The organism is Limisalsivibrio acetivorans (assembly GCF_000421105.1).
GTDB lineage: Bacteria > Chrysiogenota > Deferribacteres > Deferribacterales > Geovibrionaceae > Limisalsivibrio > Limisalsivibrio acetivorans.
This window is the reverse complement of sequence record NZ_ATWF01000001.1, coordinates 1,959,836-1,980,627: the sequence shown is the minus strand read 5'-3', so window position 1 is coordinate 1,980,627 and position 20,792 is coordinate 1,959,836. Positions and strand designations below refer to the sequence as shown.

The 20,792-nt window shown below is 46.6% G+C and carries 16 protein-coding genes; 11 read left to right on the top strand and 5 right to left on the bottom strand.

The window, feature by feature from the left end:
- Position 1 precedes the first annotated feature (1 nt).
- The 3 genes from K300_RS0109390 to K300_RS0109380 are packed head-to-tail and all read right to left on the bottom strand — an operon-like array spanning position 2 to position 3,008.
- A complete protein-coding gene (locus K300_RS0109390) occupies positions 2-781 on the bottom strand; it encodes an outer membrane protein assembly factor BamD (protein WP_081646945.1) in 780 nt (259 codons plus the stop codon).
- Positions 778-2,088: a 30S ribosomal protein S12 methylthiotransferase RimO gene (gene rimO / locus K300_RS0109385; RefSeq protein ID WP_022851415.1), complete on the bottom strand. Its 1,311-nt coding sequence runs from the start codon at positions 2,086-2,088 to the stop codon at positions 778-780. The genes K300_RS0109390 and rimO overlap by 4 nt, the downstream gene beginning before the upstream one ends.
- Positions 2,085-3,008 carry a bifunctional riboflavin kinase/FAD synthetase gene (locus tag K300_RS0109380; protein WP_022851414.1) on the bottom strand — a complete coding sequence of 308 codons (924 nt, stop codon included), beginning with the start codon at positions 3,006-3,008 and terminating at the stop codon, positions 2,085-2,087. Before K300_RS0109380 ends, rimO begins: the two co-directional genes overlap by 4 nt.
- Before the next feature lie 140 nt (positions 3,009-3,148).
- On the opposite strand from K300_RS0109380, the gene K300_RS0109375 reads away from it, so the two are divergent.
- Positions 3,149-5,107 (top strand): 2Fe-2S iron-sulfur cluster-binding protein, encoded by a 1,959-nt coding sequence (locus K300_RS0109375; RefSeq protein WP_022851413.1) that lies wholly within the window; start codon positions 3,149-3,151, stop codon positions 5,105-5,107.
- Between the two features lie 55 nt (positions 5,108-5,162).
- Here the strand turns inward: K300_RS0109375 and K300_RS0109370 are convergent, their stop codons facing one another.
- On the bottom strand, positions 5,163-5,540 hold the full coding sequence (locus K300_RS0109370; protein WP_022851412.1) for a response regulator: 378 nt from the start codon (positions 5,538-5,540) through the stop codon (positions 5,163-5,165).
- Positions 5,541-5,546: 6 nt separating this feature from the next.
- A complete protein-coding gene (gene hfq, locus K300_RS17120) occupies positions 5,547-6,050 on the bottom strand; it encodes an RNA chaperone Hfq (RefSeq protein WP_022851411.1) in 504 nt (167 codons plus the stop codon).
- A 384-nt stretch (positions 6,051-6,434) separates the two neighbouring features.
- Here hfq and dnaN point away from each other — a divergent pair, with 384 nt between their 5' ends.
- Genes dnaN through K300_RS0109315 form a run of 10 tightly spaced genes read left to right on the top strand, consistent with a single transcriptional unit; the run spans position 6,435 to position 19,993 of the window.
- A complete protein-coding gene (dnaN, locus tag K300_RS0109360; RefSeq protein ID WP_022851410.1) occupies positions 6,435-7,541 on the top strand; it encodes a DNA polymerase III subunit beta in 1,107 nt (368 codons plus the stop codon).
- Positions 7,541-8,548: a DNA replication/repair protein RecF gene (gene recF, locus K300_RS0109355; RefSeq protein WP_081646944.1), complete on the top strand. Its 1,008-nt coding sequence runs from the start codon at positions 7,541-7,543 to the stop codon at positions 8,546-8,548. The genes dnaN and recF overlap by 1 nt, the downstream gene beginning before the upstream one ends.
- Before the next feature lie 8 nt (positions 8,549-8,556).
- On the top strand, positions 8,557-10,923 hold the full coding sequence (gene gyrB / locus K300_RS0109350; RefSeq protein ID WP_022851408.1) for a DNA topoisomerase (ATP-hydrolyzing) subunit B: 2,367 nt from the start codon (positions 8,557-8,559) through the stop codon (positions 10,921-10,923).
- A gap of 4 nt (positions 10,924-10,927) precedes the next feature.
- A complete protein-coding gene (gyrA, locus tag K300_RS15240; RefSeq protein ID WP_040463101.1) occupies positions 10,928-13,366 on the top strand; it encodes a DNA gyrase subunit A in 2,439 nt (812 codons plus the stop codon).
- The gene (gene folD, locus K300_RS0109340) at positions 13,347-14,198 is read left to right on the top strand and encodes a bifunctional methylenetetrahydrofolate dehydrogenase/methenyltetrahydrofolate cyclohydrolase FolD (protein ID WP_022851406.1); all 852 of its coding nucleotides are present in this window, start codon (positions 13,347-13,349) and stop codon (positions 14,196-14,198) included. Before gyrA ends, folD begins: the two co-directional genes overlap by 20 nt.
- A gap of 11 nt (positions 14,199-14,209) precedes the next feature.
- On the top strand, positions 14,210-15,538 hold the full coding sequence (gene mnmE / locus K300_RS0109335) for a tRNA uridine-5-carboxymethylaminomethyl(34) synthesis GTPase MnmE (RefSeq protein WP_022851405.1): 1,329 nt from the start codon (positions 14,210-14,212) through the stop codon (positions 15,536-15,538).
- 38 nt (positions 15,539-15,576) lie between these two features.
- Positions 15,577-17,466: a tRNA uridine-5-carboxymethylaminomethyl(34) synthesis enzyme MnmG gene (mnmG, locus tag K300_RS0109330; RefSeq protein ID WP_162139894.1), complete on the top strand. Its 1,890-nt coding sequence runs from the start codon at positions 15,577-15,579 to the stop codon at positions 17,464-17,466.
- Positions 17,459-18,124 (top strand): 16S rRNA (guanine(527)-N(7))-methyltransferase RsmG, encoded by a 666-nt coding sequence (rsmG, locus tag K300_RS15235; RefSeq protein WP_022851403.1) that lies wholly within the window; start codon positions 17,459-17,461, stop codon positions 18,122-18,124. The genes mnmG and rsmG overlap by 8 nt, the downstream gene beginning before the upstream one ends.
- The gene (locus K300_RS0109320) at positions 18,036-19,484 is read left to right on the top strand and encodes a type 1 periplasmic-binding domain-containing protein (RefSeq protein WP_162139874.1); all 1,449 of its coding nucleotides are present in this window, start codon (positions 18,036-18,038) and stop codon (positions 19,482-19,484) included. Before rsmG ends, K300_RS0109320 begins: the two co-directional genes overlap by 89 nt.
- A gap of 2 nt (positions 19,485-19,486) precedes the next feature.
- A complete protein-coding gene (locus K300_RS0109315) occupies positions 19,487-19,993 on the top strand; it encodes a nitroreductase family protein (protein WP_022851401.1) in 507 nt (168 codons plus the stop codon).
- Positions 19,994-20,792 lie beyond the last annotated feature (799 nt).

The window sequence follows — 20,792 nt, the reverse complement described above, 5'->3', positions numbered from 1 at the left end:
GTTATTTATCTCCCCTCTCTTCGATATCTTCGGTAATTCTGGAAAGCAGAACAGAAAGACGTTTCGGCACATCACTGAACCGCTTGCTTTCGGGTGCTTCGGTTACAAGCTCTCTGAAATATTTTATTGCTTCAGCCTCGTACCCCTTCTTTCCTGCATAGAAATCCCCCAGCAGGTAGAGCGCTTCGGGATAGCTTGTGGTGTCCGGATAGTTCTTTACAAGGAAATGCAACCTGCGTATGGCGGCTCTTTCCTCATCGATGCGGAAGTAGAACTCTGCCACGTATAGCTCCCGCTCGGCCAGCATATCCCTGAGCTCACGTATCTTGTCGCCAAGCTCATATTCGAGACCGTAACCGGGGTATGCCTCACGCAGTTCCTGAAAGGCTACCATCGCCTCTTCGATATTCTTCTTATCCCTGTCGATGGAATCTATCTGCCTGTAATAGCAGAGACCGAGGCGCAGCATGGCTCTGGGGGCATTCTCCGATTCGGGATAGATCCTGATATATGTTTCATAGGCGGGTATGGCCATCTCGTACTCTTTATCGAGGAAATAGCTGTCTGCGAGGAATATCTGAGCCGTTCCAGCAAGCTCCGGATCCTCCGCCCTTTTTATGGCATTCTCAAATTCATCGGCCGCCATGCCGTATTTCTTTCTTTCAAAGAGCTTAAGCCCTTTCTGAAGGCTTATCTCCGATGGTGTTAAATCGTCCGGTTTCTTCCCACATGAGACAAAAAGCATCGCCGCTGTAAGAACTAAAATCAATATCCTCATCATATCTCCTCTTCACCGACCATCATGCAGTAGAGGTCGGGATAGACAATCTTATCGATGGTGCATGTATAGGGTCCGGCTCCGGAATCTGCTGTTCCGGCTGTGAAGATAACCTTGCCGTCTACCTCGGGAGCCTGAAACATTGCCCTCCCTTCTATAAGAAAGTCGAAATCCTCATTTGTTTTTTCAGCAAAGCATAAGATGTCATTTTTTTTGAGCTTTTTCAAGCGTTCCACAGTGTTGCGCTCCTGGGCACGGCGGAGCTTACCTATCCTTCCCCTGACATTGCGCCCGTCCATCTTTATATCGATCTCCGCCGCTGGTGTTCCTTCCTCTCTGTAATAGGGGAAGAATCCGGCGAAGTCAGGCTTGTATTCCTTTATGAATGACAGAAGTTTATCAAAATCCTCTTCGCTCTCGCCAGGGAAGCCCACAATGGCGGTTGTACGTATGAAGGCATCGGGGTTCTTTTCCCTTATCATATGAAAAACCTTCGCAATATCTGCGGAGCTCGATCTACGATTCATCTTTTTCAGCATCTCATCACTGAAATGCTGAACCGGCATGTCGTAGTAGCTTATGATCCGTCCGGATTCATTAACCTTTTCCACAAGCTCTTCGGTTACACCATCGGGGTTGAGATACATCAGCCGTATGTAGAAATCGCCGTCGACATTATCAAGCTTATTGATAAGCTCTATCAACTTTGGTTTTCCGTATATATCTGAACCATATTTTGTGCTGTCCTGAGAGACGATTACAAGCTCCTTAACGCCTGATTGCGTGAGCCTTACCGCCTCATCCACTATATCCTCCATGCGCCTGCTGGTAAGTTTTCCTCTGATGGATGGTATGGTGCAGTAAGAGCATCGGTTACTACATCCGTCCGCTATCTTGAGGTATGCGTAATAGGAGGGTGTGGTGAGAACACGGGGCTTGTCGTAGCGGTAGTTCTGGGTGGATTTTATCCTTCGTCCGTCGAGCCATGCGAGGAGATCGTCCATCCTCCCTGCTCCGGTGTGGAAATCTATCTCTGGGAGTTCATCGGCTATCTCGTCCATATACCGCTCGGTCATACACCCTGTTACGGCAAGCTTTGCTCCTGGCTTAAGTGCCTGAGCTGATTCCACAATAGTTTCAACGGCCTCGGTTACTGCGGGTTCGATAAAGCCGCATGTGTTCACCACCAGCAGGTCCGCATCGGGTATCTCAACGGTTATCTCATGCCCCTGTTCGTTCAGTTCACCTATGAGGTATTCGAGATCCACCCTGTTCTTTGAGCACCCAAGGCTTATGTATGCTACCTTCATTCCCTGTATCCCAGAATTGTTCTTGCTTTGCCGCAGTCTTTGCTAATCACTTCTGCGAGCTCTTCGGGTGAGGAGAAGCGCTCCTCCTCCCTGATATATTTTATGAGTTCGAGACATACCTCTTTTTCATAGAGATCGCCGTCGAAGTCGAATAGGTGTGTTTCGATGCGTACATTGTCGGGGAAGTTGAAGGTGGGGCGGCTGCCGATGTTTGTAACTCCATCAAACCTTTGCCCGTCAACATACATTCTAGCAGCATATACGCCTGTTTTAGGGATAAGCTCATTATCGGTATTCAGGTTTGCTGTGGGAAAGCCGAGCTTTCTGCCAAGGCTGTCCCCGGTCTCTATCTTCCCTTCAAGGAAGAAGGGCCTGCCCAGGAGCTTCTCGGCCATGACAACGTTACCCTCTTTCAGGAAGCGGCGTATGTTTGTGCTGGAGACGGTATATTCCCCGGCGGTAACCTTCGGGACACGAACAGCGGTGAAGCCGTATTTCTCCCCCAGCCTTTTAAGGAGGTCATAGTCCCCTTTTCTCTTCTGCCCGAAGCGGTAATCGTGGCCCACAATAACAGATACGGCCCGGAGCTTCTTGACCAGAAACTCTCGAACAAACAGCTCGGGGTCGATATCCGCAAGCTTCTTACTGAAGGAGAGATTGAACAGGATATCAATGCCGGCATCTTCCAGGATTCGGGCCTTGCTTTTCTCCTGCATTATAAGCCTTAGATCCATTCCGAAATACTTCATAGGATGGGGGGAGAAGGTAATGACGCCGTTCTTTAAACCCCTCTTCGCTGAATAGCTCTTAAGGGTGTCTATTATCTTCATATGACCAAGATGGAGACCATCGAAGTTTCCGAGGCTTACGGCATAGGGTTCTGCTGATGTATATGTTTCGATATCCCTTACAATACGCATTCGCTAAAAATACGGTAAACGGATGAAGTGATCAACACATTTCGCAATTGCTAAACAATAACGTTATCTGACCGAAATTATATTTGGGATTATTTTCAGTATTAAGTATCATATTACAAAACTAACCGAGGCGGAGATACATGTTTCTATCTAAAAAGTTCAATGTGTACGTTAAGAATCTGGACAGAAACCTTGAGGCAAAAGCGGGTACGGATCTTTTTAAGCTGCTTAAGGACAACGGTATAGACATCTATAACCTTTGCGAAGGCAACGGGCAGTGCGGGAAATGCAAGGTTAAGGTGGAGGGGAAGAACCTCGCAAAACCGAGCAAGACCGAGCGGAAGATCCTCTCGGAGATGACACTCTCCGCTGGTGTTCGCCTTGCCTGCGAGTATCACGTTAAATCGGATCTTATTATCGATACCGAAGAACCGAGGAAGAGGGAGGACACCGATCCTAATATCCTCGGCGTTGAGGTTCGCAAGAGACAGGCTCCCGTTGAAGCTGATGAGCAGGATGAGAACGAGTTTAAATCCGTACTCTCCACAGAGATGTTTATGAATAAGGCTGAGGAGAAGGAAGACGAAGAAGACTTTATCTCAAACTACACCCCTTCCGGTAAAAACAGCACAGAGCCGCTGCAAGATATTGAACCGTTGAAAGATATAGAAACAGAGCCGGAGAAGGGGATAACATCCGCACCACCCCACGCTTCGGATGGAAAGGGGGAGAAGGAGGCCGAGTCCGATATCGAGCCTATAAAGGATATTGAGACTGAGCCTGAGAAGGGGATTACATCCGCGCCACCCCATGCTTCGGACGGCAGGAGTGATGATGCCGAGTCCGATATCGAGCCGATAAAGGATATTGAGACAGAGCCGGAGAAGGGGATTACATCCGCACCGCCCCATGCATCGGACGGCAAGGGGGGGGGTGACACGGAAGAGCCTCTCATAAGGCGTGAGCCCGAAGAGGAGCCGGAGACGTATGCAACGGACGGTTTAATAATGATACAGGCGCCAGGCGGCGTGAAGTATTACCATTATTCTGCAGGTATAGGAACCATAAGCATGGACGGCATGGCGGAGAGTGATCTTCCACTTGCTGATATGCTTTCAGATGGAACGATCGGTGACTTCATCGATAAGAAGACGGAAACTAGCAGGCCTGAGCGTGTGATTGTCATCCTCAGCGAGGAGCGCTTTGATGGTATAGAGCTTTTCAACCTCATAACATACCACACAGCGGAACAGCTGGGGACGCTATACGAGGTTATCCAGCCCTTGAATTCCCCCATGGATATCCTGGCCTTCTTCCGCTTCCTGAATCAGGCATCGGGGAGAAAGCTGATAATCCCCCTTGATATGCTTGAGCGGGTTTACCACTACCACGACGGTAAGATATCCGAGCTGAGTACCGAGGGCTCCTATGAGGATATAACCTTCGACAAGGCCCCTCTTCGGGGGAAGAACCCTGTGGTTAAGGTTGATAGCAATCTTGTGGACTACACTTACAGGCATCCAGAGCGTGAGCCCGATTCACTAAGCCTTGCTTCATACTTCCGTATTGCGGCGCTTCTCTATGAGAAGGGTCTTACGGACAGTAAGCTTAATCTGATTAACCGTGCTGAAGTTGAGGAGCAGCTGGCTGGGGATCCCAACTCTATGACGATAACCACAAAATTCACCAAGACGCCCGGTGAGGATTCCTTCAGGATCTTCTCTAAATCGAGCAGTGATCTGTTCATAACAGGTAGCAGCTTGAGGAATCTACACAGGCTGCGCAAATTCATCATGGCGGCGGTTCTTTATACAGAGAAGCTTTACGGCAGGCCAGACAGCATCGTATTCTACACAATGTCGCAGTGCGAGGGTCTGGCTGAGAATATAGTTAAGCTAGAGATGGTTCCTGAGAAGTACGGGGATCTTATTAAGACCTTCAGCGGCGATCCCACCATGTTTGCGGTGAACTTCTTTCAGGCGCCGACTGTTAAGGCGTATCTGGACAATAAGCTTCGTATGGAAGAGAGCTTTAATCTCTTTGATACGGATGAGTTCAGGCGCATCTATGACAGGATGGAACAGGAATTCGAAGGCTAATATAGGGTCCTAAAATTACTAACGGGCAGTCCGGAATGGTCTGCCCGTTATTTTATCAGGAGCCTATGTCTCCAAGAACCTCATCCACAGCGCCTTTGAGGTCTGCAGCTTTAACTGGTTTATTGAGGTATGTCACAGCACCGAGATCTTGGGATTTCTTATAGGTTTTAAAGGAGCCGAAGGCTGTTATCACGATGGCCTTAGATATTTCATCGAATTTGCGCAATCTTTCGAGGAAGGCGAGGCCGTCCACCTCGGGCATTCGCAGGTCTGTTATTATAACGTCGTACTGCTTTTTGCCGGCAAGTTCCAGTCCTGTTCTTGCATCTCCTGCTGCATCCGCTTCGTAATCGGACATTTCGAGAACCTCTTTGTATCCCATTCTGGTGTGTTCTTCGTCGTCCACAATTAAAATTTTGATTTTGTCTTTCATTCTTGTTTATCTCTCGTTGTCGTATTTTATGATCTCACCATACTGGTAGAGGGGGAACACAGTGGAAATTGCGCTTTTATAGACGAGCTGTTGCCTTCCTTCGAAGGAGGTTAGTATGGTATAGTTATCGAATCCGATGAGTGAGCCACGGATCTTAACCCCGTTTACAAGGAAGCTTATGATGGGTGATTTCGATTTACGCACTTCGTTGAGGAATATGTCCTGCATGGGTGGGCGTGTATGTCTGGGGTGTTTTCCCTGGTGTGCGTGGTAGTAAATCTTGCTTATGAAATCGATATCCACAACTGTTCTTGCGGAGGCAACGGTTGCAATATCCTTCTTTGAAAGGAGAATCTTAATATCTGCATCATCGATAACAAAGTGGTACTGATCAAAGTCCACAACCTTTCCACGAAATCTTTCCTTATTTCTCATAATAAACATAAGCGGAACGTTCTTCGTTCTCGCATTATGCATGAAGACAAACTCAATCTGAGCGTAGATGGACATACTTCCCCCGGTGAAAAACTCAACTAAAGTAATATACACCCTCAATGCAGAGGGCTCTTATCAGATCATAAATATAGCAACGTGCATCTTAATTGTCAAAAATTACTGCAATAATACTACAAAATGTGATCTTGAATGATCTGTGCAATGATATTGGAAAAACCTTGAAAGATCCGGGGGTTTTCCACGTGATATTGAAAGATTTGCGTTTTCCACAAAATCGATCTTAACTTTCTTGAGAAAAGATCCAGAAAATAAACAAGTTTTTCCAAGCTTCAAGATGTTGATTTAAAAGGCGAAATATCACTTGTAAACAGGATCAAGATCCCCTATTATTACTTACTACTATTTTTAAATATAATTGTATTATTAAAAGAGGAATCGATGAGATTCAAAGTTGTTAAGGATGATATCTATCCGATAGTTCAGTATGCGAACAGCTACACCAGTCCGAAAAACCTCAATACGGTACTGCAGAATATCCTTATCGAAGCTGAGGGGGAGAAACTCACCCTGCGCAGTACAAATATGCAGATAGGTTTCTCCTGTACGATGGAAGCAAGCATAGAGGAGATCGGAACTGTAACGGTTTCCGGCAAGAAGCTCCTTGATATCGTAAAAGAGCTCCCAGATGGTTCGGTCATTGATTTTAATCATGACGGTTCCAAGCTTAACATCAAATCGGGCAAATCCTCTTTCAAACTCAGCACGATCAGTCCGGAACTCTTCCCCACGATGAGCGAGATAACTCCGGAATACTTCTTCAAGATCAAGAGCGAGGCCCTTCATCAGCTTCTCAAAAAGACCGCATTCTCTGTTTCTAACGATGCTTCGAAGATTGAGTACACCGGTGCTCATTTCTCCGTTTACGGAAACCGCCTTGAGATCTCTGCGGCTGATTTCCAGCGAATAGCAACAGCGAAGGCAGTTTTCGATGAAGAGTTCAGTGATGAATTTACCATCAACATACCTAAAAAGACCGTTATGGAGCTCATGAAGATCCTTGATGATGAAGAAGAGATAGAGATCGAGACGGACAAAAAGCAGGTTATGTTCAAGACGGGAAGCATCGTTATATACTCAAAGCTCATAGAGAAGTACATAAAGAGTATCACCAAGCTTTTCGATTCTGAATACCCCATAAAGGCCAAGCTGAACCGTAAGCTTTTTGCAGAGGTAGTCAGAAGGGTATCCACCATAACCAGCGAGATAACCCATGGTGTTGTTCTCTCCTTTGAGGACGGCAATCTTTCGGTAAACTCCCTTGAGACAGAGTATGGGCAAGGTCATGAACTTATTGAAGATGTCGTTTACGAGGGTGAGCCCATGGATATAATCTTTAATGCGAGGCATATACTTGAGATCGTTTCCAATATAGATACAGATTACTTCACCCTACAAATGCAGGGAAGGCGTAATCCCGCAATAATAGTCCCCGAGGATGAGGACTATAAATACCTGGTGGTACCGATCTCGATCGACAAGTTTTAATGTATTTAGAAGGAATACGGCTAGATAATTTCAGGTGTCACTCAACGTTTGAGTGCGGATTAGACAAAACAACATATATCGAAGGTAGTAACGGCTCCGGCAAAACTAGTGTTGCTGAAGCCGTTTTTTTATTGCTCACCCTCAAGAGCTTCAAAGAACAGTCTGTAAAGAATATCCGAAGGTTTGATACGGAGTTTTTACGTGTAGAGGGAAGCTGTGTTTCAGGTGATTCCTCTGAACGTCTTATCTACTTCCATGATGACAATCGAACCATAAAGCAGGGTGGAACATGCGTTCTGGATATACCAACCTATCTTACTGAGCATCCTGTTGTATGCTTTTCTCCTGACAGCTCAACGATACTCTCAAAGGATCAGCGTCTTAGGCGTGCCTATATAGACAGGGCTGCATTCTATTCTGACAGGGCTCATATTTATGATCTTCGCCGCTACAACCGTCTGCTTGCCCAAAAAAGTGCCGCATATCAGAAGCAGCGTATTGATTTTGATTACATAGAGACTGTGGATGATGCACTTGTCCCTTTGGCGGGTGTTATATCAGGTCGCAGACGTGCTGTAGCGGATATGATCAACTCCCGCCTGGAAAGGCTTTATACCGATCTAGGCTGGGAAATGGAGTTCTTTTCCCTCATTTATGAAACAAACACTGATAAGCTTGATACTCTTGAACGTGAGCGTGAAGGGAAAAGGCCCGTTTACGGCATCCAGAGGGACAGGTTTTACAGCGGAAACCGTGAGCGAAAATACGATAAATTCAACTCCTTCGGTCAGAGAAAGACTTTCGAACTTCTCGTTTTATTCTCCATCTTAATTGATGTTGAAGAAATCCTGAAAACTGGTATAATCACTCTTTTAGATGACTTCGAGGCGGGGCTTGACGAGCACCGCTCCGCTCTATTCAAAGAAATATTTTCAGGCGAAAGGCAGATAATAATCACCGGCGTGAAGAACCGGATATTTGCGGATACATATACTGTAAGCCTATAAGGTGAGAAATGCAGAACAACTATAGTGAAAACAGCATTAAGGTGCTGGAGGGTCTTGAGGCGGTACGCCAGAGACCGGGAATGTATATCGGCTCCACCGATGTACGCGGATTGCATCATCTTGTTTATGAAGTGGTGGACAACTCCATCGACGAGGCTATGGGGGGATACTGCGACACTATCAAGGTTACCCTTCATGTTGACGGCTCCGTTACCGTAGAGGATAACGGCCGAGGTATACCGGTTGGGATGCATCCCAGCGCAAACAAACCGACCCTTGAAGTCGTTATGGGAACGCTCCATGCCGGAGGTAAGTTCGACAGCGATTCATACAAAACATCCGGTGGTCTCCACGGTGTTGGTGTCTCCGTTGTAAACGCACTCAGCGAGTTTTGCGAGGTTACGGTAAAGCGTGATGGCGGCGTATACTTTCAGAGGTTCGAATACGGCAATAAGGTTACCGAGCTCGAGCGTATCGGTAATACGGATAAGAACGGAACCAAGATAACCTTCAAGCCGGATATAAAGATATTCGAGACCTCTGAGTATTCCTACGATACACTTTGCAGAAGGCTCAGAGAGCTTGCATACCTCAACAGCGGAGTAAGGATAAAGATCCTTGATGAACGCTACGATGAGGAGCAGGAGTACTATGCAGAAGGGGGTATAAAGAGCTACCTCCTTTATCTCAATAAGAACAAAAACCTTATCATAGATGAGCCCCTTTTCTTTGAAGGGAAACACGAGGGGATAGAGGTTGAGGTCGCAGTTATCTATAACGACACCTACAACGAATCTCTTTACTCCTTCGTTAACGCAATCCACACCGAAGGGGGCGGAACCCACGAGTTCGGCTTCAAGGCTGCCTACACCAAGATATTCAACAGCTTCGTTAATAAACAGGGTGTTGCCAAGGAGAAAATAAGCCTCTCCGGTGATGATGTTCGCGAAGGTATGAGTGCTATAGTCTCAATCCGTATGAGCGATCCGGTTTTCGAAGGGCAGACCAAAGGAAAGCTCGGTTCTACATCGGCTAAAACTGCCGTTGAGGCTGTGCTTAACAAAACACTGGCGGATTTCTTCGAGGAGAACCCCGCTGTGGTCAAGAAGGTTTATGAGAAGGCCGTTCAGGCTTTTCGTGCAAGGGAGGCCGCAAGAAAGGCTAAGGAGCTCACAAGGCGTAAGAACGCCCTTGAGATCTCAACCCTCCCCGGTAAACTTGCCGATTGTCAGGAGAAGGATCCTGAAAAGTCGGAGCTCTTCATTGTCGAGGGTGATTCTGCGGGTGGTTCAGCCAAGCAGTGCCGTCACAGACAGTTCCAGGCAATCCTCCCCCTAAAGGGTAAGATCCTGAACGTTGAAAAGGCCAGATACGATAAGCTCCTTTCAAACAACGAGATCCGTACCATTGTGACAGCACTTGGAACGGGTATCGGCAAGGATGATTTCAATATTGAAAAACTTCGTTACCATAAAATAATTATCATGTGTGATGCCGATGTCGACGGTGCACACATCAGCACCCTTCTGCTCACATTCTTCTTTCGTCACATGAAGGAGATAGTGGAGAGGGGATATCTTTATATCGCTAGTCCCCCTCTTTACAAAATCAAGAAGGGTAAGGGTGAGCGATATATACAGAACGAAGAGGCTATGGCGGATTATCTACTTGATCTCGGTCTGGAAGAGGTGACCATAGACGGCGTTGAGAAGCACAGGTATAAGGAGCTACTCTTCAACTTGGGCAAGCTTAACAGCATGATCCATAAATACGTCCGTAAAGGGTTTACCCGCCAGCTCGTAAAGTGTATGGCCACTTATCCTGAGCTTGATTATAAAAACCTTGCAGACAAGGAATTTGTTGAGACATTTGATAAGTACCTCAGCGACAATAACCTCTATGACGGCTATATGGAGCACGAACTGGAATTCAATCCGGAATTCAACCGTTACAACATAAAGCTTATGACAGGTACGCAGACCTTCACCATAAACACAGACCTCCTCGGCTCCCCCGAATTCAAGGAGCTGCGCAGGCTCGGGATATACCTCAAAGAGATCGGTTCAGCACCTTACACAGTTCGCATCAACGGCGATACAGAGGTGTTTGACGATCTTACAAGCCTCCTCAAGTTTATTGAGGAGAGGGGTAAGAAGGGTCTTGGTATCCAGCGATATAAGGGTCTTGGTGAGATGAACCCCGAACAGCTCTGGGAGACTACCGTGGATCCGGATCGCAGACTGCTCTACAGGGTAACCATTGAGGACGCAGAAGCGGCGGATGAGCTCTTCTCACTCCTTATGGGTGATATCGTTCTCCCCAGAAGGGAGTTCATCGAAACAAACGCCCTGAACGTAAGAAATCTGGACATTTAGGTGAATGATGGATATTAAAGGGATCAAAGAACTAAACATAGAAGATTCGATTAAGGACAGCTATCTCGATTATGCGATGAGCGTTATCGTGGGCCGGGCACTTCCCGATGTACGGGATGGACTCAAGCCGGTTCACAGACGTACCCTGTACGCTATGGATGAGATGGGTGTTTACTATAACAAGGCGTATAAGAAGTCTGCGAGGATCGTCGGTGATGTTATCGGTAAGTATCACCCCCACGGTGATTCAGCTGTATACGACACTCTTGTTCGTATGGCGCAGGACTTCTCGCTCCGCTATCCCCTTGTGGATGGTCAAGGTAACTTCGGCTCCATCGACGGTGATTCACCTGCGGCGATGCGTTATACCGAGGTTCGCCTTGCGAAGATCTCCGATGAACTCCTGAGCGATCTGGACAAGAACACCGTAGACTTCGCAGAGAACTACGACGGCTCACTCTCAGAGCCCACTGTTTTCCCCACAAGGATACCGAACCTCCTCGTTAACGGAACAAGCGGTATCGCCGTTGGTATGGCAACAAACATACCTCCCCACAACCTCACGGAAACCATCGATGCCATCGTGCATATGATAGATAACCCTGAATACACCGAAAGCGAGATATTCGAGATTATAAAAGGGCCCGATTTCCCCACGGCGGGTATGATCCTCGGCCAGGAGGATATCTATAAGGCATACCGTACAGGAAGAGGCTCCATAACCATAAGGGCTAAGACCCATATCGAAGAAACGAAGTCCGGCAAGGAGAAGATCATCGTTGATGAGCTCCCCTATCAGGTGAATAAGGCGATGCTCATCGAGAAGATCGCAGAGCTTGTGCGTGATAAGAAGATTGTCGGCATATCAGACCTTCGTGACGAATCGGACAGAGACGGAATCAGGGTTGTTATAGAGCTTAAAAAGGATGTAATGCCCGATGTCATGCTTAATCAGCTCTATAAGTTTACCCAGCTGCAGAATACCTTCGGTATAAACATGGTCGCCCTGGTGGATGGAAGGCCGCAAACACTCAACTTGATACGCATACTCGATGAGTTCATAGGCCACAGGGTAACGGTAGTAACCAGGAGAACGCAGTATCTTCTCGATAAGGCGGAGGCGAGGCTTCATATACTCGAGGGTCTTATCAAGGCCGTTGAGAATATCGATGAGGTTATCGCCCTTATCAAATCATCAAGAGATTCCGCAGAGGCAAAGATCAAGCTTAAGGAAAACTACGGTTTTTCTGATCTTCAGGCACAGTCTATCCTTGATATGCGTCTGCACAGGCTCACAGGCCTTGAGATAGAAAAACTCAGGGACGAGCATGAAAGAACTCTGAAGGATATCGAATACTACAGAAGCATCCTCGGCAACAGAGGCGTTCTCATGGGCGTTATCAAAGATGAGCTTCAAGAGGTTAAGGATAAATACGGCGATGAACGCCGCACGGATATAGTTCCCCAAACAGGCGAATTTAACATCGAGGACCTTATTCCCGATGATGAAACCGTTGTTACAATAACCCACAACGGCTACATAAAGAGGACTCTCCTCAGCAGCTTCACAGCCCAGAAAAGGGGGGGCAAGGGTAAAAGCGGTGCGAAGAGCAAGGGTGATGATTTCGCCGAAAGACTCATCGTTACCTCAAACCATGCACGTCTCTTCTTCTTCACAAACACAGGGAAGATCCACTTCCTCCGTGTTTACGAACTCCCCGAGATGGCTAGGGATGCCAAGGGTAGGCATATATCAAACGTCCTCACCCTTGAGAAGGAGGAGTATCTCGCCTCCGTTATCGCTCTGGCGGATACCGAGGATGAGAAGTACCTCTTCATGGCCACCAAGTTCGGCGTTGTTAAGAAAACACTCGTTGGTGACTTTAAGAGCGGGCGAAGCGGCATGATAGCCCTTAAGCTCCGTGAAGGTGATGAGATAGTAACTTCAGATGTTACCACCGATGATGATAATATATTCCTCGCAACGAGGAACGGCAAAACCATACAGTTCAGCTCACAGGAAGTGCGCAAGATGGGCAGGACAGCCACCGGAGTTCGGGGTATCACCCTTGAGGAGAAGGACGAGGTTGTTTCCATGGAGGTGCTCACTGGGCATCCTTACATCCTCAGCGTTACAGCTGGAGGATACGGTAAATGCTCCCTCGTTTCAGACTACAGACTCCAGACCAGAGGGGGCAAGGGCGTTAAGCTCTGCCGTGTAAGTCCTAAGACCGGTCTCGTTTGTGGAGCAAAGCAGGTTAACCTTGAGGATGAGGTAATGCTCATTACCAGAAGCGGCAAGATTATTAGGCTGGCAGTGGGTGAGATACCTGTTATGGGAAGAGACACCCAGGGCGTTAAGCTCATGTCCACCGATGAATACGAGATAATAGCTTTTGCAGTAGTTAAGGAGGAAAATGAGGATGACAGCAGCGAAGATTGACGGAAAAGCCCTCGCACAGAAGGTAAGAGGCGAATTAGCCGAGAAAGTAGCTGAAATGAAGGCAAAGAACGGCCGTGTACCCGGTCTTGCCGTTGTGCTTGTTGGCGAGGATCCCGCAAGTCAGGTTTATGTCCGGATGAAGGGTAAAGCCTGTGATGAGGCAGGGTTCAAATCTGTCATAGACCGCATGCCCGAATCCACAACCACCGAAGAGCTCCTTGCTAAGGTTGAGGCCTATAATAACGATGAGACCATTAACGGAATCCTCGTTCAGCTCCCTCTGCCCGATCAGATAGATGAGAAGAAGGTCCTTTACGCAATCAAGCCTGAGAAGGACGTCGACGGCTTCCACCCCGTAAGTGTAGGTCTTCTGAACATAGGCGAGACTAAAGGTTTTGCGCCATGTACACCCGCCGGTGTTATGGAGATGTTCAAGGAATATAATATTGATGTGGAAGGTAAAAACGCTGTAGTCATTGGCCGTAGTAATATTGTAGGCAAGCCGATGGCAGCTCTCCTTACAAGGGCTAATGCGACTGTAACTATATGTCACTCAAGAACAAAAGACATTGCGTCAATCTGTCGGGACGCCGATATTATCGTGGCTGCAATCGGAAAAGCAAAGTTTGTAACCGCAGATATGGTAAAAGAGGGCGCAGTTGTCATCGATGTCGGTATGAACCGTGTTGATGAAAAACTTATGGGTGATGTGGATTATGAAGCGGCAGCGGAAAAGGCTTCTTATATAACCCCCGTGCCCGGCGGTGTCGGTCCCATGACTATCGCGATGCTACTTGCAAATACATACAGGGCTTTCGAGCAGAGCCTTTAATAAATATTAGAATGGACACTATCGCCGCACCAATAACACCTGTTGTCCGTTCTGCAGTAATCGTAATCAGAGTATCCGGTCCGGAGGCTCTGTCTGTTCTCCGTTTTCTTTATACCCGAAACGGGGAACGGATTGAATCGCCGAAGCCGAGGCAGGCTGTCTATGCAATATTCGAAGACGGCAAGCTGAGGGACGATATCCTTTTCACATACTTCAAGGCTCCCTACAGCTACACGGGCGAGGATGTCCTTGAGATCTCATTCCACGGCAACCCTCTAATTGCAAAACATGCTTTGTCTTCAATGCAGTCCATCGGCATCCGCTACGCCGAGCCCGGTGAGTTCACCAAACAGGCATTCATAAACGGAAAACTCGATCTATCCCAGGCGGAGGCTGTGCAGGAGCTTATCTGTACAAAATCCGAGGATGGTCTCTTCTATTCCTACAACCAGCTAAAGGGTGGTCTGCGGGAAAGGATTGAAAACCTGCGTGATCTTTTTATCGATGTCCTCACCGTTGTTGAGGCATACGTTGACTTTCCCGAAGAGGATCTCTCCGATAAGGAGCTAAGCTACATTGAAGGAAAGTATGCTGAGATTAACGAAACGCTTCGAAAGCTTATCCGTTCCTATGAGATAACTAAAACTCTGAACGACACCCATGCAATAGCCATTGTGGGTAAGCCTAATGTCGGTAAGTCCTCCCTACTTAACTATATGGTGCGTGAGAATAGGGCACTGGTTTCCGATATTCCAGGAACCACCAGAGACTTTATAGATGCAGAGCTATATATAGGCGGTGTTCCTGTTCGCCTTGTGGACACCGCCGGAATACGTTTCACCGATGACTTGCTTGAAAAGCAGGGTATTGAACGAAGTCGTCAACGGATGGAGGAGGCGGAGATCGTCCTTGTACTACTGGATCTCTCAAGACCCCTTGATGATGAGGATAATAATTTACTCGAGCTTACAAATGACATGAACAGGGTTATCGTCGGGAGCAAATCAGATAATGCAGAGTATGAGCACGACTCAATCATTAATATATCTATTAAAACCGATGACAATATGGAGAAACTTTTCGATATCCTCGAAGCTGAGCTCTCTGGTAAGGATTCTGCAAAGTATGAGGCTGATATCGCTGTGAACGAGCGTCAACGCAACTCGTTCCAGTATATTCTCGATAAGATTAGCGAGCTGGACATTAGCCAGTACCATGATCTGGATATCCTCGCATTTGAGCTAAGGGACTGCCTCGGTAAAATCGAAGAGATAACTGGTGAAGGCTACACAGAGGATATCCTTAATAATATCTTCAGCAATTTCTGCATCGGCAAATAATGTGGAAAAGTGGATGTTTCACGTGAAACAGCGGAGTAATTCCTATGCTTGTATACGATAAAAGCTACGATGTAATAGTTGTGGGTGCAGGGCATGCCGGATGCGAAGCGGCTCTCGCCGCCGCAAGGATGGGTGCTAAAACCGCCCTTTTTACAATATCAGCAGAAGCCATCGCTCAGATGAGCTGCAACCCTGCCATCGGTGGTCTTGCCAAGGGGAATATCGTTAAGGATATTGACGCCCTTGGTGGTGAGATGGCAAAGAATATCGATGAAACGGGGATCCAGTTCCGTGTGCTAAATATGAGCAAGGGTCCCGCCGTAAGGAGCAGTCGTGCACAGGCGGACAGGCATCTTTATAGAGAACGGATGACACAGGTCACTATGGATCAGCCTAATCTCGACCTTAAACAGGCTGTAGTAGAAGAGATTGCAGTCGAGAAGGGAGAGGTTCAAGGGATTGTCGTTGATACCGGCATGTTCTATCTCGCACCAAAGGTTATTCTCTGCACCGGAACATTTCTTAAGGGAATTATCCACATCGGCGACTGTAATTACAGCGCCGGACGCATGAATGAATTCGCCTCCATAGGTATGTCAGACTCCCTCGCTAAGGCAGGTTTTATACTTGACCGTCTAAAAACAGGAACGCCGGCAAGGCTTGATGTGAACAGCATCGACTTCTCACAGCTCGAGGAACAGGCAGGAGATGAGATTCCACGTCCATTCTCCTTCGAGACCACAGTGATAAAACAGCCTCAGGTTTCATGCTGGATAACCTACACCAACGAAGAGACCCACAGGGTAATCAGCGAGAATATGCACCGCTCGCCACTTTACAGTGGTGTTATCAAAGGTGTTGGTCCACGCTACTGCCCCTCCATCGAGGATAAGGTGAAGAAATTTCCCGATAAGGACAGGCACCAGATATTTCTGGAGCCGGAAGGTCTCAGTACCAATGAATACTACGCCAACGGCTTCTCATCCTCACTCCCCATCGATGTTCAGATAGCTATGTATCGCACAGTGCCCGGGCTTGAAAAGGTCGAGTTTGTGCGACCAGCATATGCCATTGAGTATGATTTTGTTCAGCCCACTGTTCTGCTACCAACACTTGAGACAAAACCTGTGAGAGGACTTTACTTCGCCGGTCAGATCAACGGAACCAGCGGATACGAAGAAGCTGGTGCACAGGGGCTTGTTGCCGCAATTAACGCTGTACTAAGCTTGGATGATAAGGAACCATTTATTGTAGGGCGTGATCAAAGCTACATTGGGGTCATGATCGATGATCTCGTTACCAAAGGAGTTGATGAACCGTACCGGATGTTTACCTCAAGGGCGGAATACCGGCTGACACTGAGAGAGGACAACGCAGAATACCGCCTACTCGAAAAGGGTCATGAGCTCGGGCTAATCTCACAGGCAAGGCTTGAGCGTTTCAACGCAGAGAAGGATATGCTCAACAACGAGATCGATCGTCTCAAAAAGACTAGGATAGAGAACACGGACGAGGCTATCAGTATGCTGAAAGCCGAATCGATAAATTATAAACAAGGGATGACCGCCTACGATCTGATCAAAAGGCCCGAAGCGGATTATGCCCTTGTAGCTAAGCTCGCAGGCGGACACGAAAATCAGAAAGTTGCTGAACAGGCGGAGATAACCATCAAATACGAAGGCTATCTGACAAGGCAGAAGTCCGACATAGAACGGTTCAAAAAATTCGAGGATGTTAAGATTCCGGAGCGGTTGAACTATGATGAGATACACGGTCTCAGGCGAGAGTATATCGAGAAACTAAGAAATGTTAAGCCAGCAACATTAGGCCAGGCCTCCAGAATAAAGGGTATGACCCCTGCGGCTGTATCGCTGCTACATGTTCAGATACTCAAGCTCATTCGTGAGAAAGAGGGGAAGGATGGCTGATAGCGGAGAGTTCTCACCAAAAAATCTATTCGATGAATACTTCCCCTTGAGCGATGACAAGCTGGCTCTTCTTGAGCGTTTCTATCAGATACATATGAATGCTGGACTCAACCTTACCGCCATAACCACACGTGAGGACTTCTACAAAAAGCATCTGTTAGACAGCATCCTCCTATTCTCCGATTCCTTCTACCCTGCCGGCAATATTGCAGACATCGGCTCCGGAGGCGGCTTTCCCGGCATCGTCATCGCTATTGTGTACCCTGAAACGGAAGTAACCCTTATAGACAGCATAGGGAAGAAATGTCGATTCCTTCAGGATGCTGTGGAACAACTCGGACTCAGCAACGTCACTGTAATCAATGACAGGGCGGAGAATATCAAAGTAAAGTTTGATATGATTACCGCACGTGGTGTTGCGCCCGTTAAGGACATGTTGAAATGGACATTCGCTCTTACTATGGAAAATACTGTCATGGTGTTGTATAAAGGGGAGAAGTTAGAACAGGAGCTGAAGCACGCCCAAAAGCTTCTCACAAAAAAAAGGCTGAAGGTGGAAAATGTTCGATATGAAACGCCTATCAAAAGGACTTACTCTATTATTCACAGCATCGATGATGCTTTTCATAATCTCCTGCGCAGGCCAGTCAAAAACTGAAAAGCCGGTTGCCCCGTTCTCCGAAAGGTTCTATTCCGTTAAGGATCTCAATACACGCGATATAGATAAGCTTGAAAGCATAAACAGAGACGCTCCACCACAGCAATCCAGAGCCGCAGCGCTTATCCTCGGCCACTACTACGTCCAGAATGGAGAAGTCGAAAAAGGTCGTATCATGCTTTCTCAGAACTATGATGAAAATATCCTGAGCTCATACATGAAACATCAAGGGCTTATATGGCTATACGATGCCGAAAAGACCGCCGGTAACATGGAGCGTGCTGAGGAATATGCCGAGCGAATCTTTGCAAAATCACAGGACCCCCTCAACAGAAGACTGGCAGGGAGCTACTGCGCATCGGAAAAAATAACTGTCAAAGACAACAATCCCTTCACCTCGTGCTTTAGCGGTAGGTTCAGAACTCCCAAAGAACAGTTCGAAATGGACGAGCCTAAGCCGTTTGTTGAAATCGAACCAATCGAACCCATTGAAGATAATGAGACCGTAATGGATATGGATAATGAAACTATGCTCCATGAGTTCGTTCATGTTGTAAACCCTGAAAACACCAAACTTATGCAGGGTATGATCCAGGCTCTCGATACAAGACAGCTCCCCTATAAGGTAACAATGGAAACTGTCAATGAGCCGGATGCGGTGAAGGTCGATACCGTTGCATACGCACTCCAGCTGAGTGGAGATATATACCGTTTCGGTTATTCCAGAGAAAAGATAGCCATGGAGGCTGCAGGATATGTGATGATGCGTGAACAGAAAGCGGTTATCCTTGCATATTCAAATGCATATGAAGAGCCCGCACAGCGTCATGCAGAAGAGTTTAAAAGCCTTAATACGACTGTTTACACCGTAAACTTTGAGAAAGGTAGTCTTGAGCATGAAATGAAGGCCATCCAGAAAAAGCATGAAGAGGAAAGGCTCGATATACTCGTTCTCAGTGAGGAGCGCAAGCTTGTGGATGTTGTTCCACTTATAAGGTATCTTGTAGATGAACCAAAGCTAGTTAAGATCATTATCGGTACAGATGCTTTCACAAAGAAGTACCTTGAGAAGGACTTCCTCGATTATTTCCGTTACACTGTTGTGATAACCTCCACTATGCTCGTTGGCAAACCAGAAGCATCAGAGTTTCGCAAAAACTATATGGCAAACTACGGTGAGGAACCGCCGGTTGATTCATATCTAGGATATGATATCCTCAGTTTCCTGGCTTATAAGGAAGGTCGTATCGAACAGAACTACCTCACCGGAATTACTGCTATGGAGAACGGCAACGCAGTGCGTAATGTCGGCGTATATGAGATTATCTCAGACGTAAAGATCATTCATCACGGAGGTTAAGCATGAAACTTAAAGATATACTCAATAAACGCTACAGCCAAAGAGCTTACACCGATGTAGATATCCCGGAGGAAGACCTGCAGTACGTCCTCGAATGTACTGCTCTTGCCCCCACAGCAAAGAATATGCAGCCTTACAAAGTTTACATCATCAAAGATAAGCAATTACTTGAAAAGGTCTGCGAAGCCTATCCTCGTGACTGGCTCAGGACTGCTCCCGCCATAGCTATATTCGTTGGCCTTAAAGGTGAAAACTGGATTAGAAAGGACGGAGCAGACTACCTACTATGCGATGTTACCATAGCCGCAGACCATTTTATCAACGCTGCAGCCGAAAAGAATATCGGCACATGCTGGATCGCAGCCTTCGATGAAAGAATATTGTCTGACGCAATGGAACTGCCGGAAAACGAGATACCAATGATTATGACTCCTATCGGCGTCTATGACGCAGAAGCTAAATCACCCAAAAAACGCAAAGGTGTAAAAGATATCTACACTGTAATATAGAAGAAGTTATTAGGTAATAAAACTGGGGAACCCTGCTCCAATACAGTGCTCCTCGGATTATAATAAGTCGATATGAAGCTGGGGAACATTTTAGGAAACAAAGTTCCCCAGACCCCTCAAAAACCCATATTAAGCTAGAAATGAGTCAGTACATAATTGTTCTCTCAATATCATTTTACGTTAGTGTTAGTTTAACCATGTACAGCATCAACTTTAATGAAGATTATTACGAGTGTGTTCTAGGTGTTGGTATTAAGAGTACACTTAAATAAATATGAAGTGATATGAACCTGGGGAACTTTTTAGGGAACAAAGTTCCCCAGACCCCTCAAAAACCCATATTATGCTAGAAGTGAGTCAGTACATAATTGTTGTCTCAATATCATTTTAGGTTAGTGTTAGTTTAACCATGTACAGCATCAACTTTAATGAAGATTATTACGAGTGTGTTCTAGGTGTTGGTATTAAGAGTACACTGAAATACATATGAAGTGATATGAAACCGGTGAGCTTTTAAGAGAACAAAATCCCCAGACCCCTTAAAAACCCATATTAAGCTAGAAATGAGTTAGTATAAAATACCATGTCACAATATAATTTTGCGATAGCATTGGTTTAACCGTGTATGGTACGAACTCGAATAAAGAGAATTCAGAGTGCGTTCTTAAACGGTTGATATTTTGATATCGTCTCTCTGCTTACGCGTCTCATCAACTCAATCTATCGCTGGGAATAACTATGCTTGTAGTATGTGAATCATAAAATACAACTCTTTATTCAGCATGTTTCCTCATAAAAA

What these genes read in the sequence shown, in the direction of transcription:
- K300_RS0109375 (WP_022851413.1), top strand. Translation starts at nt 3,149, where the DNA reads ATGTTTCTATCTAAAAAGTTCAATGTGTACGTTAAGAATCTGGACAGA.
- K300_RS0109315 (WP_022851401.1), top strand. Translation starts at nt 19,487, where the DNA reads ATGAAACTTAAAGATATACTCAATAAACGCTACAGCCAAAGAGCTTAC.
- dnaN (WP_022851410.1), top strand. Translation starts at nt 6,435, where the DNA reads ATGAGATTCAAAGTTGTTAAGGATGATATCTATCCGATAGTTCAGTAT.
- folD (WP_022851406.1), top strand. Translation starts at nt 13,347, where the DNA reads ATGACAGCAGCGAAGATTGACGGAAAAGCCCTCGCACAGAAGGTAAGA.
- rsmG (WP_022851403.1), top strand. Translation starts at nt 17,459, where the DNA reads ATGGCTGATAGCGGAGAGTTCTCACCAAAAAATCTATTCGATGAATAC.
- recF (WP_081646944.1), top strand. Translation starts at nt 7,541, where the DNA reads ATGTATTTAGAAGGAATACGGCTAGATAATTTCAGGTGTCACTCAACG.
- K300_RS0109320 (WP_162139874.1), top strand. Translation starts at nt 18,036, where the DNA reads ATGAAACGCCTATCAAAAGGACTTACTCTATTATTCACAGCATCGATG.
- gyrB (WP_022851408.1), top strand. Translation starts at nt 8,557, where the DNA reads ATGCAGAACAACTATAGTGAAAACAGCATTAAGGTGCTGGAGGGTCTT.
- mnmE (WP_022851405.1), top strand. Translation starts at nt 14,210, where the DNA reads ATGGACACTATCGCCGCACCAATAACACCTGTTGTCCGTTCTGCAGTA.
- K300_RS0109370 (WP_022851412.1), bottom strand. Translation starts at nt 5,540, where the DNA reads ATGAAAGACAAAATCAAAATTTTAATTGTGGACGACGAAGAACACACC.
- rimO (WP_022851415.1), bottom strand. Translation starts at nt 2,088, where the DNA reads ATGAAGGTAGCATACATAAGCCTTGGGTGCTCAAAGAACAGGGTGGAT.
- hfq (WP_022851411.1), bottom strand. Translation starts at nt 6,050, where the DNA reads ATGTCCATCTACGCTCAGATTGAGTTTGTCTTCATGCATAATGCGAGA.
- gyrA (WP_040463101.1), top strand. Translation starts at nt 10,928, where the DNA reads ATGATGGATATTAAAGGGATCAAAGAACTAAACATAGAAGATTCGATT.
- K300_RS0109390 (WP_081646945.1), bottom strand. Translation starts at nt 781, where the DNA reads ATGATGAGGATATTGATTTTAGTTCTTACAGCGGCGATGCTTTTTGTC.
- K300_RS0109380 (WP_022851414.1), bottom strand. Translation starts at nt 3,008, where the DNA reads ATGCGTATTGTAAGGGATATCGAAACATATACATCAGCAGAACCCTAT.